Origin of the sequence: Peredibacter sp. HCB2-198, from assembly GCF_045999315.1 — a bacterium.
Taxonomy (GTDB): domain Bacteria; phylum Bdellovibrionota; class Bacteriovoracia; order Bacteriovoracales; family Bacteriovoracaceae; genus Peredibacter.
The window spans coordinates 1,302,923-1,318,967 of record NZ_CP174607.1 but is presented as its reverse complement, the minus strand read 5'-3'; the positions used below and the strand labels follow the sequence as shown (position 1 = coordinate 1,318,967).

Here is a 16,045-nt window from a genome sequence, read left to right as displayed (position 1 = left end):
CTAAATAAAAAACTCCGATAAGATCGGAGATGAATAAACTATTAATTTTAATCCTATTTTCTTCGTTTTCTCTGTCCGCCATGGCCTTCGGTGAATTCAAAGGTTGTGGTGAATATTACTTTGCCGGCAGGCTGGTGAAGAATGCCAACAAAGACTTAGTTTATCTTGTTAAAGAGCGCACCAATTCGCAGATGAGTTTTTCTATTGCTGATGAAGAGCGCTCTACTCTTGCCGCCTATTTGGATAAACCCACTGCCTTCATCGCCACCATTTATAAACCGATGGATGGCACGAAGGGTGTGATTAAAAAGATCACTCAAATCCAAATGCGCATGCCAGATCCTTTAAATCCTAAAACAGATTCATACATTGAATTTAAATCTAAAAAAGATTGCGAGAAATAATCATGAAACAATTCATTATCTACTTCTCTCTCCTGATTTCACCTCTGGCCCTGGCCGAGGAAAAACATCTCTATGTCATGGGTGCAGGTGGTGAACCTGCTGGGGACGACACGATCTTCGATAGGAACGTTAAAACTCTTGGAAAATTTTCCAGTAACTCTAACTGGAAAACAACGGTCAGTGTGAACGGCGGACACTCTAAAACTGAATCCATTGTTCGCAATGGGTTTAGCGGTTCGAAGAACCTAGGTTCATTCAAGCAAGAAAGTTATGATCAAATGTTGAACGATATGCTCACTAAGATGAATAACGGTACTTTAAAATCTGGAGATAAATTAATGGTGGTGATTGAGTCTCACGGAGCTCAACACCGAGGCGACCAAAAATCTCACGAGATCGCTTTCGCGGGTGGTACGGCCCAGAACCTGGACGACCTTAAAGGTGCACCGATGACTTCACTCGATCGTCTGGAAGAAGTGGTAAAACTAGCAGAACAGAAAGGAGTAAAACTCGCCATCCTGGATATGAGTTGTTACTCAGGAAATACGGTAAAACTTGCGGGCCCTAAGACCTGCGTGGTTTCAAGCTCAGGAACCGATCACGCCAGTTATAACAGTGGTCCAATCTCTTTTAGCAAGACCTTCTCTGAATCAATGCTCAGTAATTTGAAAGAAGGTCGAAACCTGGAAGATCTCTATATCAATGCCAAAGACGGAACAAAAGAACCTGAATACCCAATGATCTCAACGGAAGCAGGACAAATTGCCAGCAAGTATCTTTATGAAATGATTCTTCCACAGCTCCTCTATAACCAAGACATCAAAAACCATTTCACCCGTCAGTATGGTAAGACGTCGGAAGAACTAAATGCTCGCATCTGCGAAATCGACAATAAGTTTGAAGAGGCCAATACGTTTTTAAAAGATCTCGAGAAAGTAAATTCGAAATTTCCAAATATGGGTGGAATTTCAACTTCAAGTCTTCGTGCCGCCCTGGCGGAGTATCGTCAGTTTCAAAAAGGCTATGAAGCAGGACTACTCAATGTAGCGAAGGTCGAACAGTCCATCAAATCGGAACTCGCAACTCGTTATGCTCAGGATGCCAATCTGTTTGGTAGTGAATCTGGTACTGCTATTCTCAATGCAAATTACGATTACTCATTAGAGAGTGAACAGAAGTATCTGGTGGAATTAAACTCTCCGCGTTCAAGAAATCTCAACAACGAAACCAGTTTGAAAGCGATGGTCGCATCTGCTGAAAAACGAATTCGTGACATCCAGAGGAAGAAACAAATTCAGCAAGAACTAGTTAGTAAATTTGCGGCCGAATATAAGTCACGAAAAGAATCATTCAACAAGACCTATACCGGAGAGCAAATTGAACAAACCTATAAGCTCGCTGACCGTGTTACGAAAGAGGCCAAGAAAGTTTACAGCGAACTCTATCGTCAAAATATGAGCGCTAAGAACAATCCTTGCCGCGATTTCAAACTTTAATCATTCAATAACTGAAGCCCGTTCATCACAGTATGAAGTTTGATAATGAACTCAGACTTAATGTGCTGAATGGGCATACTTTTCGCCCACTCATAATGATATTTCGCCGATGTTTCTTTTCTCAGATCCGTTTTTAGAAATGGACCATAGTCCTTTGCGAGTTCAGCAGAAAACAAAGCATACCAACGATAAAGGGAATCCAAGTCTCTCGACTCATAATATTCCATCAGATCAATGCCCTTCTCTGTGAAAATGCGCTTTAATGAGTAAAGATTCAGCTGGTTCAGAGACTCAGTTTTAAAAGTTTGATTCAAAAATTTCTGACTAAACATCAGGCAGAAATTTAAAAGCTTTGACGTTGGTTTTTCTTCGATACTTTCCAGACCATTGTAAACTTCATCAAGTACTAAGGCCTGATAAACACCTTCACGGGATCCACCTTGATCTAGAATGTTAAGCCAGCTCGAAAGATCTTCGTCCTTCGGCTCAGACTTACGAGTGACCTGAAAAAGTTCTTCGACAAATTTGTAATCGTATTGTTTTTTTCTTTCAGGTGGAAGGCGATCATACTCAGTCGGATCTTTTAACTTCTTAGTGTAGCTCTCAACATCAGTGGCCTTCTTCACTTGTTGAGGAATGGTAGGCATGACAACTTCAGGAGCTTCTGCCTTAGGGGCCTCACCTAAAAGTTTATTTCCCCACTCTTCTCCGACAATGCGTGTGACAAAACTTCGCAGCGATGCCTTCCAACCTGGTTCGCTTACGACCTCTTGAGCGAGAACATTGAACGCAAGTAAAAGACCAAGTACGATTGTCAGCTTTTTCACCGGATAACTCCTTAAATTTTCATTTATTATAAGTCAAAAAGCGACCTCAACTACTAGGAGATTCTTGCCTTGGGAGGCACGTAAAGTCATTTTGCTCTATGATAGGACTAGAGGTGCTCTATGCTTGAAAGATTGTTTGGGAAGAAAAGAAAAGTTGAAGATGACGTGATCGTAACGGCCGTCGTAACGCAAACTTCCGCTCTCATCAATAATCTTCATCAGCAAATTGACCTGCGCTTCAAGGAACTCTCCGCTCAAGTCAAAGAAGTTGAACTGGGTCTGGCCCAGATGGAAACAAAGCTTCTCACCAAAGACCTAAAAGACAAGCAGGCCTATGGAATACTTCACTATAAGTTGCATGAAGTGAAGAACACTAAACTTACTGATGAAATTAGAGATCTTGAAGAGCAGCTAAGCGCGAAAAAAAACGCGCTGAAAGATCACTAAACTTTCACCTTCCCTCCGCATCCTGCTACGGGACTGTCCACCGGACAGTCGGCTTCCTCGCTACTGCTCGTCAGTTACAGGTATGAAATCCCATTTCTTTAATCGCGACCTTCGATCCTAGGTATCGATCCAGGTCCCACACTCTTGGCTCCGTCCAATTTGAATCAAGCACCAAAAGTTTTCTGCGACCTTTGGAAATAAAGGCACCGGCCGCCACAATGACGTGACCGCTAGTCGTTCTCTGCCCTACTTTGCGTGGAAGCCAAAGTCTTGGATCACGACTCACAGGTGTTTCAAAGTCAGTGACTTCGTATGTTGAGGCCACCATGTCTGAACCAATATTGAAATCAATTAAGACTGGTTTCCCTTCAGAGGTCTTCTGAAATAGAAAATCTGCCGCCTGCCTTGGATTATTGAATGGATTGTTACGACAATTAAAACCAAAACGTTTCCCATAGTTTTTCATAAGGGTCGTGATGTTAGTTTTATTTTGAAGATAATAAATATCAATCGTCTCTTCTAAAAGCTGCATGCGACGACGATCTGATTCCATCACGGACATGAGTTCCGGCGTACCTTTCCAACCTACTTCATACATTTGGCCCCAGAAGTGAAGAACTCCATAGGCCGTACAAGTTGATCCTAATTGATCAATGGGACTCATAATCGCTTGAGATGTGGTCTTTCTAAATCCACTCACGTTCTGTGGATCGATCATCGTGATACGAGTTTTCTGTTCATCTAAGAACAAGAACTCTTGGGTCTTCCCATCTTGTGTCACCATTCGACCTAAAAAGATCGCCGGCCTCTGCACACGATAGGTTTTGAAATCAAGCTGAACTCTTGATCCAATTCCTAAATCTGTAATTTGGTTTTTAATGGGATTCACCACTCGTACATTGACCTCTTGGGCAAATAGCGAGAGTGAGAATAGGGCGAGAGAGAGGGTGATGAAATTTTTCATGCGCTATCAGTAGCACAGGGGTCATGAAACTTCATTTAGTGTGAAACTTATATAGGAAGGGCAGCCGAAGCTGCCCTTAAAATTTAGATAATTCTTCCAACTAGGTCGTAATCAAGAACATCAGTGATTTCCACTCTTACGATGTCCCCGGCCTTCGCCATTCCATCGTTAATGATCACTTTACCGTCGATATCAGGGGCCTGACCAGCATGACGACCTTGCAGGAGTAGCTCAGTCTCTTCATGCTGCCCCTCTACTAACACATCAATCACCTTACCCAGGTATTCCTGGTTCAGTTCTCGTGCAATTTCTTTTTGAGCTTCATAAAGTTGTTCGAATCTTTCGTCGATCACTTCTTGCGGAACCTTGTTCTTAAGACGAACGGCAGGCGTTCCTTCTTCGTCAGAGTATTTAAATACTCCTAGGTGATTGAAGCGGGCCTCTTTAACGCCTCTTAAAAGCGCTTGGAAATCTTCTTCAGTTTCACCAGGGAAACCTACGATGATTGAAGTTCTCAGAACGATTCCAGGGATCTTCTCACGAAGAGTTTTAATTTTCTGATGAATAACTTCTTCAGTTACTCGACGGTTCATTCTCTTTAATACGCCATCAGCGAAGTGCTGAACCGGCATATCAAGATACTTCGTGATCTTTTTAGACGAGGCCATAAGGTCCATTACGTCTTCAGTTAGATCATCTGGATAGAAGTAAAATACGCGTACCCAATCAATGCCTTCTACTTTTTCTAAACGAGAAAGTAGCTCATAGATCATTGGGTTTTTACCGTCTTTCTTACCACCGCCCTCTAGATCAACACCGTAATCAGAGAAGTCTTGAGAAATAAGATTTAATTCACGAACACCTGTAGCAGCAAGCTGTTCGGCCTCTTTTACAAGTGAATCAACTGTACGTGAACGAAGTTTTCCACGAAGAGTCGGGATAATACAGAAGGTACAGTTACGGTTACATCCTTCTGAGATTTTTAACCAGGCCATATAGAATGGTGAAGTATTCAGACGAGGATCGAATTCAGTGTGAATGAATTTTGGAATTTCTACGAATGATTTCTTTTCAAGCTTTCCATCTTCCATGGCCTTAAGAAGTGGAACGATCTTGTGATATTCACCTGTACCGATGAACATGTCGATCTCTGGCATTTCAGCTTCAAGCTCACCAGCATATCTTTGGGCCATACAACCTGACATAACAAGCGCCTGGCATTTACCATCTTCCTTGTAAGTCGCAAGATCTAGAACAGTTTCAATTGATTCAACTTTCGCGGCCTCAACAAATGAACATGTATTAACGATAATCACTTCCGCATCTTCTGGAGCTTGAGCGATTGTAAAACCATCGAGTTTCAAGTGACCCAACATTACTTGTGAATCCACTAAGTTCTTAGAACAACCCAATGAGGTAAAGTAGAGAGATTTCTCTTGGAATTTTTTTGTATCAAGACTCATTCGTACACCTATTTTTTGAATTGAAACTTTCTAGTGGATTCAGAGGGAAATGTCATGGGGATTACCCTCGTAACCTGTAAAAAAGTCATGGTAGAGTAGCAAATATGACCCACGGTGACAATTTGCGCAAAATTGCAGAGTTTTCTGGTCTAAGTACAAAAAATCATTACACTTTATAGAAGGATAAAGCCGACTTTTTGAGTAAGAGCTGGGAAAAAGTGCCTTCGAGTACAATTTACCCGACTTAAAATATAATCAGAGACGAGTCTTTCTTTTTTAATTATTAGAGTGAGAAACACTCACAATTTGAACTGAATTTTTGATATGGGCTACATCCGAAGAGGATACGCAAAAGTAAAACCGGTCGCTAAAAAGCTTCACAAGATTTTCTTGTGGAGTATTTTTGCCTTCTTTATTTCAACTGCTTTGACAGTATTGCTTTATCGTTGGTTGCCTATTTACGCCACACCACTGGTCTTCCTTCGTACCGCCGAATATGCCCTAGATGGGAAATGGGTCTCCATCCACAAAGATTGGACTCCCATTGAAGAGATCTCTCCGCATTTACAAAAAGCGGTGATCGCCTCAGAAGATCCCAAATTTTTATCACATAATGGTTTTGATTTTGAGGCCATCGCCAAAGCGATTGATGCCAACAAACGCCGTAAAGTGAAGATGGGCGCTTCAACCATTACTCAGCAAACTGCTAAAAACGTTTTTCTGTATCCTTCAAGAACCTATCTAAGAAAAGGGCTTGAGGTTTACTTCACAGTTCTAATTGAAGCGATGTGGGACAAAAAACGCATTCTGGAAGTTTATTTAAATGTGATTGAATTGGGTCCGGGCATTTATGGTGCTGAAGCGGCCTCACAATACTATTGGAAAAAGCCAGCGAGTAAACTTGCTCAAGGTGAAGCACAGCTATTCGCGGCGATTCTTCCCAATCCACGTCGCTGGAGCCCGAAGAGGCCAACAAACTTTGTTTTAAGACGTCGAAATTTTATTCGTAGAAATTTAGTGCTTCTTGGACACAGCTACTTTAAGCCGTTATCTGATTCTTAACCACCTGAAGTGGATCTATTTGTTCTTAAGGTAGAAACACCCGACTGACTGCTTATTTCTAAGTGAAGCATTCAGAACCATGAAGGCCACCTCGACTCCATTACGAAGACCAATCAGTTCATCATGAAGTTGGGCATTCTTATAGAACTTTGAGATCTCATCCTGAAGTTCAATGAACATTGCACGGGCACGATTTAAACGGTTTTGTGAGCGCGAAAGTCCCACATAGTTCCACATGGTTTGTTTAAGAGTCAGCTGATCCTGAGCAATCAACGCCAGATCGACTTCTTCTTTTGCCTGAGTCCAGTCTTTGATTTTTTCTAGTTTGTAATCACTCACATCATCCATGTAAGTAAGAATATCTTCTGCAGCGATGTAGCCCCAGGTAAGACCTTCAAGTAACGAAGTAGAGGCCAAACGGTTTGCACCATGAAGACCAGTACAAGCAACTTCACCTACGGCGTAAAGACGTTTTAAATTCGTGCGTCCCTTAAGGTCTGTTTTCACTCCACCACAAGTGTAGTGGGCGGCCGGTACCACAGGAATCGGCTCAACCGCCATATCAACTTTGTTCTCTAAGCAGTATGAATTAATCGTTGGGAAACGATTTCTAAGATAGCTTTCATCTTTATGAGAAATATCGAGATAAACGCAGTCTTCTTTCTCTGCAATCATCTCTTCCAGAATCGCCCGGGCCACCACATCACGTGGGGCAAGTTCTGCGTCCGGATGAAACTTCTTCATGAAGGCCTCACCCTTCGAATTGATGAGACGTCCACCCTCTCCTCTGACCGCTTCTGACACCAGGAAGCGGCGATGAGAAGAACGGTTATAGAAAGTTGTGGGATGGAACTGGATGAATTCCATGTTCGTTACATAAGCACCCGCTCGGTGGGCCATGGCATGGCCATCTCCACGAGCACCCTCCGCGTTTGAATGGTGAAGGTAAAGTGCGCCGATACCACCGGTCGCAAGAATCGTCACTTTCGCGAGAATCTTTCTTACTTCTTTTGATTTCTGATCAAGCACATAGGCACCAAGCACCTGGTTCTCTTCATAGCGTTGAGTGATGTCCACACCATGGTGATTAGGAGTGATCAAGTCAATCGCCGTATGCGAAGTCAGGAAAGTAACATTCGGAAAAATTTCAATATTCGAGAGATAATTCAAAAGCGCGATCTGAATCGCCTTCCCCGTCATGTCTCCCTTATAAATAATGCGGTCACGTGAGTGGGCAGCTTCTTTTGTGAAGAGCAACTCTCCTTCAGCATCTTTAGCAAAATCAGTGTTCGATTTATGAATCAGAACTTCTTCAATGATATCAGCAGAACGAGTGGCAAGAATCTTCGCCGCTTCAATGTTTGATGTGAAGGCAGAGGCCTTCATAATATCTTGAATCAGATCTTCCTGATCATTCAGATCTTTCGGGCTATAGATGATTCCACCCTGGGCCCAGAAAGTGTTAGTGATCTCAGGTCTCTTCTCGCGGGTAACAATCGTTACCTTCTTTTTCTTTTCCGCCAGTTTGATGGCAGTTGAAAGTCCGGCGATACCGGTACCAATGATCAGAACTTCTGTATTAAAATCTTTCATACACTTCTAAATTTAAGCGAGAGATCCACTCTTGGTGCTGAATAAGTCAGTGAACCCAAGCTAAGTGCATCCACGCCAGTAATTAAATATTGAGGAATCGTATTTAGATTAAGCCCACCGGATGCTTCGAAAGTCATACCTGGTTTTTTAAGCTCAACTGCTTCTTTAATCTTCTCAGGAGAAAAGTTATCAAGCATCACGTGTTGAACACCCAGACTAATGGCCTCTTTCAGTTCATCAATCGAGTGAATCTCAACCACGATATTGTTATAGAACACACCTTGATCTTCGAAGAACTTCAGTGCTCCCTTCATTCCGCCCAGAGATGATTTATGATTATCTTTCACCATCCATGTGTCAGTCTGACCAAGACGATGATTAAATCCACCGCCAACTCTCACGGCATATTTTTCTAATGAGCGAAGACCTGGAGTTGTTTTACGAGTATCGAGAATCTTAATACCTTTAGATTTGGCCAGCTCAACATGCTTTGATGTCCAAGTTGCAATTGAACTCGCGTGCTGAACTAAATTGAGCGCCAAACGCTCACCAGTCACAGCAAGATTAAACGGCATGGTTTCAGGAAATTCAATGGTCGTCCCATCACCAAGTTCTCTACCTTCAAACGTTTCAAGAAATGAAAAATCGTTATGACTCCCAAGCTGCGTAAATACCGCCGCTAAGTAATCAGTACCGGCCAAAACCAAAGGTGATTTAATTCTTAGAACAAGTTTAACCGGATGCTTTGGAAGCATTCTAGTGTAGTGAAAATTGCGGGTCAGATCATCTTCATCCAGCCAGCTTTGAATCTGAGGAAGAAGGCTTTTAATACTCATATCCATATGGCGAGTAAGTATACCCTTTTCCCCGAGGAGGCAAGGGAATCCGTTTTATTCAGTGCAGAGAATGAGTAATTATTTCCCCTACTTAGGTTTTAGAACTATGGCCCAAGGCTTGCTCATCGGAAGGCATGAATAAAAGCTGGCTGTTAGCTATTCTTGCCATTTCCCTCTTTCTTTTAAGCGTTCAGAAGAGTCACGAACTGAGGGCCATCTCACCCTATTTTAAGGCCGAAAGAACTATCAAGCTTCAACACTTTCAAGAGGCCAGGAAACACATTTCTAAAGAGGATTTAGAGCTTTTAAAACTTTGGGAGTCCATCATCACCGGTCGATCCGCTCCCCTCTCTCAATGGATGAAAGAGCGCTACAAGATGTTGGGCCTAAATCACCTCTTCACTCCTTCCGGCTTTCATATCAGCGCTGTACTCTTTCCTTTTATGAAGATTCTTAAAAACAATCTTCATCAACTTGCTCTTCTCCTTTTTCTTGGATTTGGCATTATGTTTTTGCCGGGCCTCAGTGCCCTGAAACGAATGATCCTTATCAAGTCTCACCAAAAAGTCTTGGGTCTCCATCTGGGTTTTATTGTGGCGCTCATTCTCGATGTGTTCTTTGGAAGTTTTCAAAACGGAGTTTTAAGCTTCACATATAGCTTTCTCTTTATTGGGATCATCTATTCAGGCCTGGAAGGGCTGGGTCTCATTATTTGGTTTTTTATTGCTCAGATTATTCTCGCTTACTTTCAGGGAAGCGATATCTCACCACTCTTAATTTTCTTCTCGCCGATTGTGAATCTTGCCTTTGGAATCGCCATGCCGATCTTATTTCTCTTTTCATTTCCACTTTGGGGCTGGCAACTTCACACAGGCATTTTCCTTCTGAAAATTCTGCAATATCCGATTGATCTTTTCATGACGCTTTCACAATTTGTTCCTCGTTTAGAAATTCACTCAGGCGCCATCTTCCTGATCGGCCTCATACTTTTCAGACGTTGGAAACTCTCCCTGGGCCTTCTGTGTTTATTTAGTTTTAGCTTAAATCTTGATCGACAGCGGTCTCCTGGACTCCCCAAAGAGTTTGTCCCTAATGGCAAAACAATCAAAACCGTCTATTTGGAAAAAGAAATCAAAATTTATAAGAGTGATGGAATTTGTAGAATGAAACTAGTGCGGGGATTTTGGTGGGAAAACTGCTCTCCCCGGAGGGAGAGCAGTCGAAAAAAACTTAAGAAACTTTCATATCCTTCATAAGAGAAGCAAATGTCTTCTCTTCGCGGATAGCGTACATAAGATTGCGCTTAATGTTCTCGTTAGACTTGTAGAACTTAGCGATTTCATCTTTCTTCATACCTGATTGAGAAACCATTTCGTCGATTTTTGCATCTAGATCAGCTTCAGTGGCTTCGATGTTGTATTTCTTGGCTAGTTTATCAAGGATAAGACCTGAACGAACTTGGAATGTGGCCTTTGAAGTCACATCAGCGTCCCAACGCTCGAAGTATAGAGCGATCATTTGGTCATTGAAGCCTTGTTGCTTAAGAGTGCGTGAAAGTTCTTCTTTTACTGATTCTTTTTGATCATCAACTAGAGCTTTAGGAACTTCAAAAGAGTTTTCTGAGATTAGTTTCTCAAGGATTTCCTGTTGAAGCTTAGAAGTTACTTCGCGCTTCTTTTGGATCGCCATACGCTCTTTGTTTTTAGTTGTGAAATCAGCAACTGATTCAAAACCAAATTCTTTCGCGATTTCATCGTTGAACTCAGGGAAATTCTTTTGCTTGATTTCAAGAAGTTCAACATGGAAAGTTACAGGAGCGTTTTGTAGATCAGCTTCATGGTAATCCGCAGGGAAAGTAACTTTTACGTCTTTCTTTTCGCCTTTCTTCAGACCGATCATGCCGTCTTCGAATCCTGGGATAAATTGACCAGAACCGATTTCAAGCATGTATTCAGAAGCTTTCATGTTTTCAGGTTTAGAACCATCGGCTTTTTCGCCTTCGAAGTTGAATACAGCGAAGTCACCTTTAGCAAGCTTGTGGCCAGCATCTTTCACTTCAGCGATTTCAGCTTTAGATCCAAGGTAGTTCTTCTTAAGAGTTTCGAAATCCTCGTCAGTTACTGTTTCAGAATCTTTCTTGAAAGAAAGTTTTGAATAATCTTTTAGTTCGAAATCAGGAATGATTTCAACAGTAGCGTCGAAAGATACGTTCTTACCTGATTCGTATTTTGTGTTACCGAACTGAGGGTAACCAACAGCGCGGATGTTTTCTTTCTTAACAGCATTGTAATATTGCTCAGAAATGAAGCGGTAAAGAGCATCGTTCTCGATTTGTGGTCCGAATAGTTTTTGAACCATCTCAAGTGGAGCTTTACCTTTACGGAAGCCTTTAAGGTTTGAGTTTGCTTGTTTTGCAACAAGGGCCTCTTTGATTTCTTTTGTTAGGTCAACTTTGTCGAAATTGAATACTAATTTCTTCGTGCAACCGTTTACGTTCTCAATGGTGTAAGACATAGAATCTCTCTTGTTCTAGAGTGAAAAATTTGAATTAATGTTTCTAACACAAAGCCTGAATTTGTCAAAGTAATCAGTAATTGACGCGCACCATATAAAGGCCTTCCGGAGGGGCCACTGGTCCCAAACGTTGGACCTTGGTAGGACCCAGAGCAGACTGTAATTGTTCCAACGAAATTTTGCCTCGCCCAATGTTCCAGACGGCCCCTACTAGGAGTCTAACCATCTGTTTTAAGAAACCGTTACCCACGATTCTAAAAACATAGTGAGGTGGGAGCATGCCCCAGTCTCCCTGAGAGACTTCCAGGATTTCACACTCGTAAATTTCTCGAACATTATGAGCGACCTCAGTACCTTCACAGTAAAAGTTAGTGAAGTCATGGCGGCCAATAAGAATTTTACAGGCCTCGCGCATTTTATCGAGGTCCAGGTCAAAAGGGTAATTAGCAATTAGGTCTAGCTGAAAAGGCATGACCATTTTTTGAGCAGTAAAACGATAATGGTACTCTTTGGAGACAGCATGCACGGTTGGAAAAAATTCTTCATCTGAATTCTCTGCATGAATCACCCGAATGTCCTCCGGAAGATTCCCATTCAGTGCCTTAACTAAATTGGCCGGGTCAATGGTAAGAGGGATGCTCGCCTTCACCACTTGCCCAAGAGCGTGGACACCGGCATCGGTTCTACCCGAGCCAAGAGTTTTCACATCATCAGACTTTGAAACTGTGGCGAGGGCCTTGTTAACTTCGCCTTGAACGGTAAGACCCGCTGAGACCGGTTGAACTTGCCAACCGAGATAGCGGGTACCCTTATACTGAACGATTAATCGGTAATGTTGAATCACTTCAATTCTGTTTCAGGCTCATCAGACCAATCGAAGATGCCTTCAAATTTTTTCAAGTGAGTGAGCCAATAAATCAATGAGGCCACCACGTAGAAAGAGATGATGGTTGGAATCATGATCTCTTCATTAATGAAGAGTGAAGCGAAGATAAGGAAGATAATCATCAGAACTTGCTTCTTATGAGTTCTCACCCATTCCGATTTTTTAAAACTCGGGAATGGAATATTTGAAACCATCAGTATGGCGTAGAAAAGTAGATAGGCCACAGTTAGTGGTTTATACTGAGCAATTTCCGGGAATGTGAAAGAAAGGAAGATCAAGCTGATTGCGGCAGTTGCGCCACCTGGAATCGGCAGACCTTGGAAATAGTCTGATTTATTTTTATCAATGTTGGCATTGAAACGTGCCAAACGAAGAGCGCCACAAAGCATGAAGAAAAAACACGCCACCATGCCTGGACGACCAGTCTCAGTTAAAAAGCGGAAGTAATAAACGATTGCTGGTGAAACCCCGAAAGAAACCAGGTCACTTAGTGAATCGAACTGCTCACCGAAAGCAGATTGTGTATTTGTCCAACGAGCAACACGCCCATCCACGCTATCGAAAATCGCACCAAGTACGATGAACATACACGCCTTATAAAACTCTCCGTGGAAAGCATATAGAATCGCAATAAATCCACATCCCATATTCAGGGCAGTGAAAGTATTTGGCAGGAAGTATGCCAGTTGGTGTCTTTGAATCAACATTTTTAACCTTTTTTGTCCTTCAGTGCGGCCACCACAGTTTGGCCGGGAACAACAATTTCTTTCTCGTAAACCAGTACATCACTAGTTGCTGGTAAATAAATTAGCAGAGTTCCCCCAAAAGGATAATACCCAAAACAGGCTGCTCCGCGTCCTCTATCACCTGATTTAAGCCAGATAGTTGGGCGTTTCCCCCACTGACTGTCAATAAATCGCATAAGTGTAGCGGTTTGATTTTTAGAAGTAAGAGTGAAATCAGTATGGGCCAGATCTTCAATCGTTCCATAGAAGGCCTCATCTGGAGAGGTTCGTTTGACCTTCTTGCCCTTATTCGCCTTAAGATAAGTCACCTCACCCGAAGTCGGAAGATAAAGACCTTTCTCGTCCCAAAAGTTCATTGAGATTCTAATTTCATGGCAAGGAGACGGATAATACAATGAAGAAGCATTCAAGCGAACGGACTCTACTCTCCCGTGAATCGGAGATAGATAAATTTCACCATCATTCTTAATTGTATCTCGATAAGGCACTCTGCCCTTTCTAAAAATAAAAAGAATCAATGTATCAACGAGAATCAGGGGAATCAAAACAAGAAGTGGTAACTTTATAAAGCCATAAATCAGAAGTCCAACCAGACCCCATGAAATTTCAGTCGGTAGAAAGAAAAATCTTCTCATGGATTGGCCTTAAACTCATCTTCCGGAGCACGGAAATAGAAGGCCTCTTTTTTTAGCTTCTGATCCAACACATTCTTGAAAATGACCTGTGGATTCTTTTGAAGCATCTCAAGTGTTGAAGTTGATTGCTTAATCAATCCTCGGCTTAATTCATCCAATGAAACATCAGAATGAATAAACACGTTTTCATATTTCTCAAGAACTGCTGCAATTTCTTTTCCAGAGAGAAGCTCCTGGCGCGAACCAGACTCGTCCCAATGATAAAAGAAATACTCTCCACGATAGGCCTTGGTAAACCACACTCCACTCTTCACCCCACACCAGGCAGGAATGTCATAAGAATAAAATGAGTAATGAGGAACACCGAAGAACTGAAAAACGTCAGCGAAACCTTCTGCAAGTCGCAGGCCCGTGTAGAAACCCGGGCCATTGATTGAAATAATAGATTTTAATTCCTGCGGATTAATTTGATGCTTCTTTAAAAGCTCATAAGCGCTGGACTGAATAACGACTGAGGCCTTTTGACCTTGGAGTCTTTCAAACGTGAGCCAGTTTAATCCATCATCCAGGACACCTAAACCGAGGTCATAAGTGGAGTCGATGAATAAAGAGCTCAAGGCTTAAAACAATCTCGTAATATCGTTAAACAATGCCACGAAAATCAGGAAGAACAGCACTGAGATACCAAAACGCTGAGCGATTTCCAGTTTTCTGCGTGAAAGTGGTCCACCGTTAATCGTTTCAAAAATCAGGAACATGATGTGTCCACCATCCAGAACTGGAATTGGAAACAGGTTAATCACGCCTAGATTGATGCTGATAATTGCCATCAAACGGAAGAACATTGAAAGACTGATATTAAGTGAATCAGAAGCAACTTTACCAATCGCCAGCGGTCCACCAATGTTATTCAGAGACACTTCGCGAGTAATAAGTTTCTTATAACCACTGAAAGTTTTTACAATTCCGTCCCAAGTCCGGGTGAAAGCACCCGTCACGGCCTCACCAAAGCTATCGGCCTTCGCTACGATAAGTTTTGGCTGAACATACTCAACCGCACTTTCAATACCGATGAGTTTTGTTTTCTTCTTATCAATTTCCTTCACTTCAGGAACAAGCTGCTTGGTCTGTAACTCTCCGTTAGTCAGAACAACGACTGCCACTTCCTTACCATCTTCAGTTGTCTGAAGAGTTGAACGAAGTTCTTCAAAAGATTTAAGTGCAACACCATTCACACTTGTTAGGATGTCACCCTTCTTAATGCCGGCCTTGTCCGCAGGTGAACCCATCACAATATTACGAACTGAAAGATCTACCGGGTAGAACTCCATCTTTTCCAGGAACTCAATCAATGACTGAGACTGATCAGAAGTAATTTCGGATTCAGATGTAAAATCCAGGGCGATAGCATCTTCTTTCTGAGCATAACTATAAAGATAGGCCTTACCTTGGAAGTTTGAATTGATTTCTTCAAGTGAAGCAGAAAGATCAGCTGGCCTCTGAGTTAAGCTCACATAGAACTTCTCACCTTTCTTATTAATAAAGATCGGCTTCTTAACCACTGAAACAATATTCACGAATTCGTTAATGAACGGTTCAAGTTCCATTCCAACGTTTAGATCAAGTTTTTCGCCGTGACGCTGAACCGTTACTTTTTCAACGTTTGAACCTTTGATATTGAAATCATCAAAGCTCAGAACTTTCTCATCGTTAATTCCAACAAGAACGTCACCTGTTCTTAGACCTTTCGTATAAAGTACTGACTTCTCAGTCACTACACCTACTTTCGTTTCAGGAACTTTCTCTCCGGAAGCAAGAAGACCTACATAAAGGAAGTAAGCAAGAATAAGGTTTGCCAGTGGGCCGCCGAATACAATCCAGAAACGGGCAATTTTACTCTTATGATTAAAAGCAACTTTCTTCTCTTCCTCAGTTAGTGGAGTTTCTGAAAAAGGATCGTCCCCGAACATCTTTACATAACCACCAAGTGGGATGATTGAGATGGCGTATTCTGTGCCTTTATGAAGATACTTAAAGATCTTCGGTCCGAAACCAATTGAGAAAACCTCAACTCTTACGCCAAAAAGACGAGCGAAGAAGAAGTGCCCAAGTTCATGAAAGAAAATTAATGGACCAAGAAATATAACAAAAATGAGAATCTTTTCTAGCATA

The 16,045-nt window shown here is 42.0% G+C and carries 16 protein-coding genes; 5 read left to right on the top strand and 11 right to left on the bottom strand.

Features of this window, described 5'->3' with window-relative positions:
* Positions 1–29 precede the first annotated feature (29 nt).
* Both ACJVC5_RS06735 and ACJVC5_RS06730 read left to right on the top strand, forming a co-directional pair.
* The gene (locus ACJVC5_RS06735; RefSeq protein WP_408098601.1) at positions 30–404 is read left to right on the top strand and encodes a hypothetical protein; all 375 of its coding nucleotides are present in this window, start codon (positions 30–32) and stop codon (positions 402–404) included.
* Positions 405–406: 2 nt separating this feature from the next.
* Positions 407–1,900 carry a hypothetical protein gene (locus ACJVC5_RS06730; protein ID WP_408098600.1) on the top strand — a complete coding sequence of 498 codons (1,494 nt, stop codon included), beginning with the start codon at positions 407–409 and terminating at the stop codon, positions 1,898–1,900.
* On the opposite strand, the gene ACJVC5_RS06725 is transcribed toward ACJVC5_RS06730, so the two are convergent.
* Positions 1,897–2,727: a hypothetical protein gene (locus ACJVC5_RS06725; RefSeq protein WP_408098599.1), complete on the bottom strand. Its 831-nt coding sequence runs from the start codon at positions 2,725–2,727 to the stop codon at positions 1,897–1,899. The genes ACJVC5_RS06730 and ACJVC5_RS06725 overlap by 4 nt on opposite strands.
* A 120-nt stretch (positions 2,728–2,847) precedes the next feature.
* Between ACJVC5_RS06725 and ACJVC5_RS06720 the strand changes: the two genes are divergently transcribed.
* Positions 2,848–3,174 (top strand): hypothetical protein, encoded by a 327-nt coding sequence (locus ACJVC5_RS06720; RefSeq protein WP_408098598.1) that lies wholly within the window; start codon positions 2,848–2,850, stop codon positions 3,172–3,174.
* 70 nt (positions 3,175–3,244) lie between these two features.
* On the opposite strand, the gene ACJVC5_RS06715 is transcribed toward ACJVC5_RS06720, so the two are convergent.
* Positions 3,245–4,138 (bottom strand): hypothetical protein, encoded by an 894-nt coding sequence (locus ACJVC5_RS06715; RefSeq protein ID WP_408098597.1) that lies wholly within the window; start codon positions 4,136–4,138, stop codon positions 3,245–3,247.
* 83 nt (positions 4,139–4,221) lie between these two features.
* Positions 4,222–5,601 (bottom strand): 30S ribosomal protein S12 methylthiotransferase RimO, encoded by a 1,380-nt coding sequence (rimO, locus tag ACJVC5_RS06710; protein WP_408098596.1) that lies wholly within the window; start codon positions 5,599–5,601, stop codon positions 4,222–4,224.
* A gap of 324 nt (positions 5,602–5,925) precedes the next feature.
* On the opposite strand from rimO, the gene mtgA reads away from it, so the two are divergent.
* Positions 5,926–6,663 carry a monofunctional biosynthetic peptidoglycan transglycosylase gene (mtgA, locus tag ACJVC5_RS06705; RefSeq protein ID WP_408098595.1) on the top strand — a complete coding sequence of 246 codons (738 nt, stop codon included), beginning with the start codon at positions 5,926–5,928 and terminating at the stop codon, positions 6,661–6,663.
* Positions 6,664–6,678: 15 nt separating this feature from the next.
* Here the strand turns inward: mtgA and ACJVC5_RS06700 are convergent, their stop codons facing one another.
* Both ACJVC5_RS06700 and nadC read right to left on the bottom strand, forming a co-directional pair.
* Positions 6,679–8,256 (bottom strand): L-aspartate oxidase, encoded by a 1,578-nt coding sequence (locus tag ACJVC5_RS06700; RefSeq protein ID WP_408098594.1) that lies wholly within the window; start codon positions 8,254–8,256, stop codon positions 6,679–6,681.
* Positions 8,253–9,098, bottom strand: coding sequence for a carboxylating nicotinate-nucleotide diphosphorylase (gene nadC / locus ACJVC5_RS06695; RefSeq protein ID WP_408098593.1), 846 nt, complete (start codon positions 9,096–9,098; stop codon positions 8,253–8,255). The genes ACJVC5_RS06700 and nadC overlap by 4 nt, the downstream gene beginning before the upstream one ends.
* Before the next feature lie 128 nt (positions 9,099–9,226).
* Between nadC and ACJVC5_RS06690 the strand changes: the two genes are divergently transcribed.
* Positions 9,227–10,348: a hypothetical protein gene (locus ACJVC5_RS06690; protein ID WP_408098592.1), complete on the top strand. Its 1,122-nt coding sequence runs from the start codon at positions 9,227–9,229 to the stop codon at positions 10,346–10,348.
* Here ACJVC5_RS06690 and tig read toward each other — a convergent pair.
* From tig to rseP, 6 genes are all read right to left on the bottom strand, one after another.
* Positions 10,323–11,606: a trigger factor gene (tig, locus tag ACJVC5_RS06685; protein WP_408098591.1), complete on the bottom strand. Its 1,284-nt coding sequence runs from the start codon at positions 11,604–11,606 to the stop codon at positions 10,323–10,325. The genes ACJVC5_RS06690 and tig overlap by 26 nt on opposite strands.
* Before the next feature lie 73 nt (positions 11,607–11,679).
* Positions 11,680–12,450 carry a tRNA pseudouridine(38-40) synthase TruA gene (truA, locus tag ACJVC5_RS06680; RefSeq protein WP_408098590.1) on the bottom strand — a complete coding sequence of 257 codons (771 nt, stop codon included), beginning with the start codon at positions 12,448–12,450 and terminating at the stop codon, positions 11,680–11,682.
* Positions 12,447–13,199 carry a CDP-diacylglycerol--serine O-phosphatidyltransferase gene (gene pssA / locus ACJVC5_RS06675; RefSeq protein WP_408098589.1) on the bottom strand — a complete coding sequence of 251 codons (753 nt, stop codon included), beginning with the start codon at positions 13,197–13,199 and terminating at the stop codon, positions 12,447–12,449. Before pssA ends, truA begins: the two co-directional genes overlap by 4 nt.
* Before the next feature lie 2 nt (positions 13,200–13,201).
* A complete protein-coding gene (locus tag ACJVC5_RS06670; protein ID WP_408098588.1) occupies positions 13,202–13,873 on the bottom strand; it encodes a hypothetical protein in 672 nt (223 codons plus the stop codon).
* On the bottom strand, positions 13,870–14,490 hold the full coding sequence (locus ACJVC5_RS06665; RefSeq protein ID WP_408098587.1) for a hypothetical protein: 621 nt from the start codon (positions 14,488–14,490) through the stop codon (positions 13,870–13,872). The genes ACJVC5_RS06670 and ACJVC5_RS06665 overlap by 4 nt, the downstream gene beginning before the upstream one ends.
* Before the next feature lie 3 nt (positions 14,491–14,493).
* Positions 14,494–16,044: an RIP metalloprotease RseP gene (rseP, locus tag ACJVC5_RS06660; protein ID WP_408098586.1), complete on the bottom strand. Its 1,551-nt coding sequence runs from the start codon at positions 16,042–16,044 to the stop codon at positions 14,494–14,496.
* Position 16,045 lies beyond the last annotated feature (1 nt).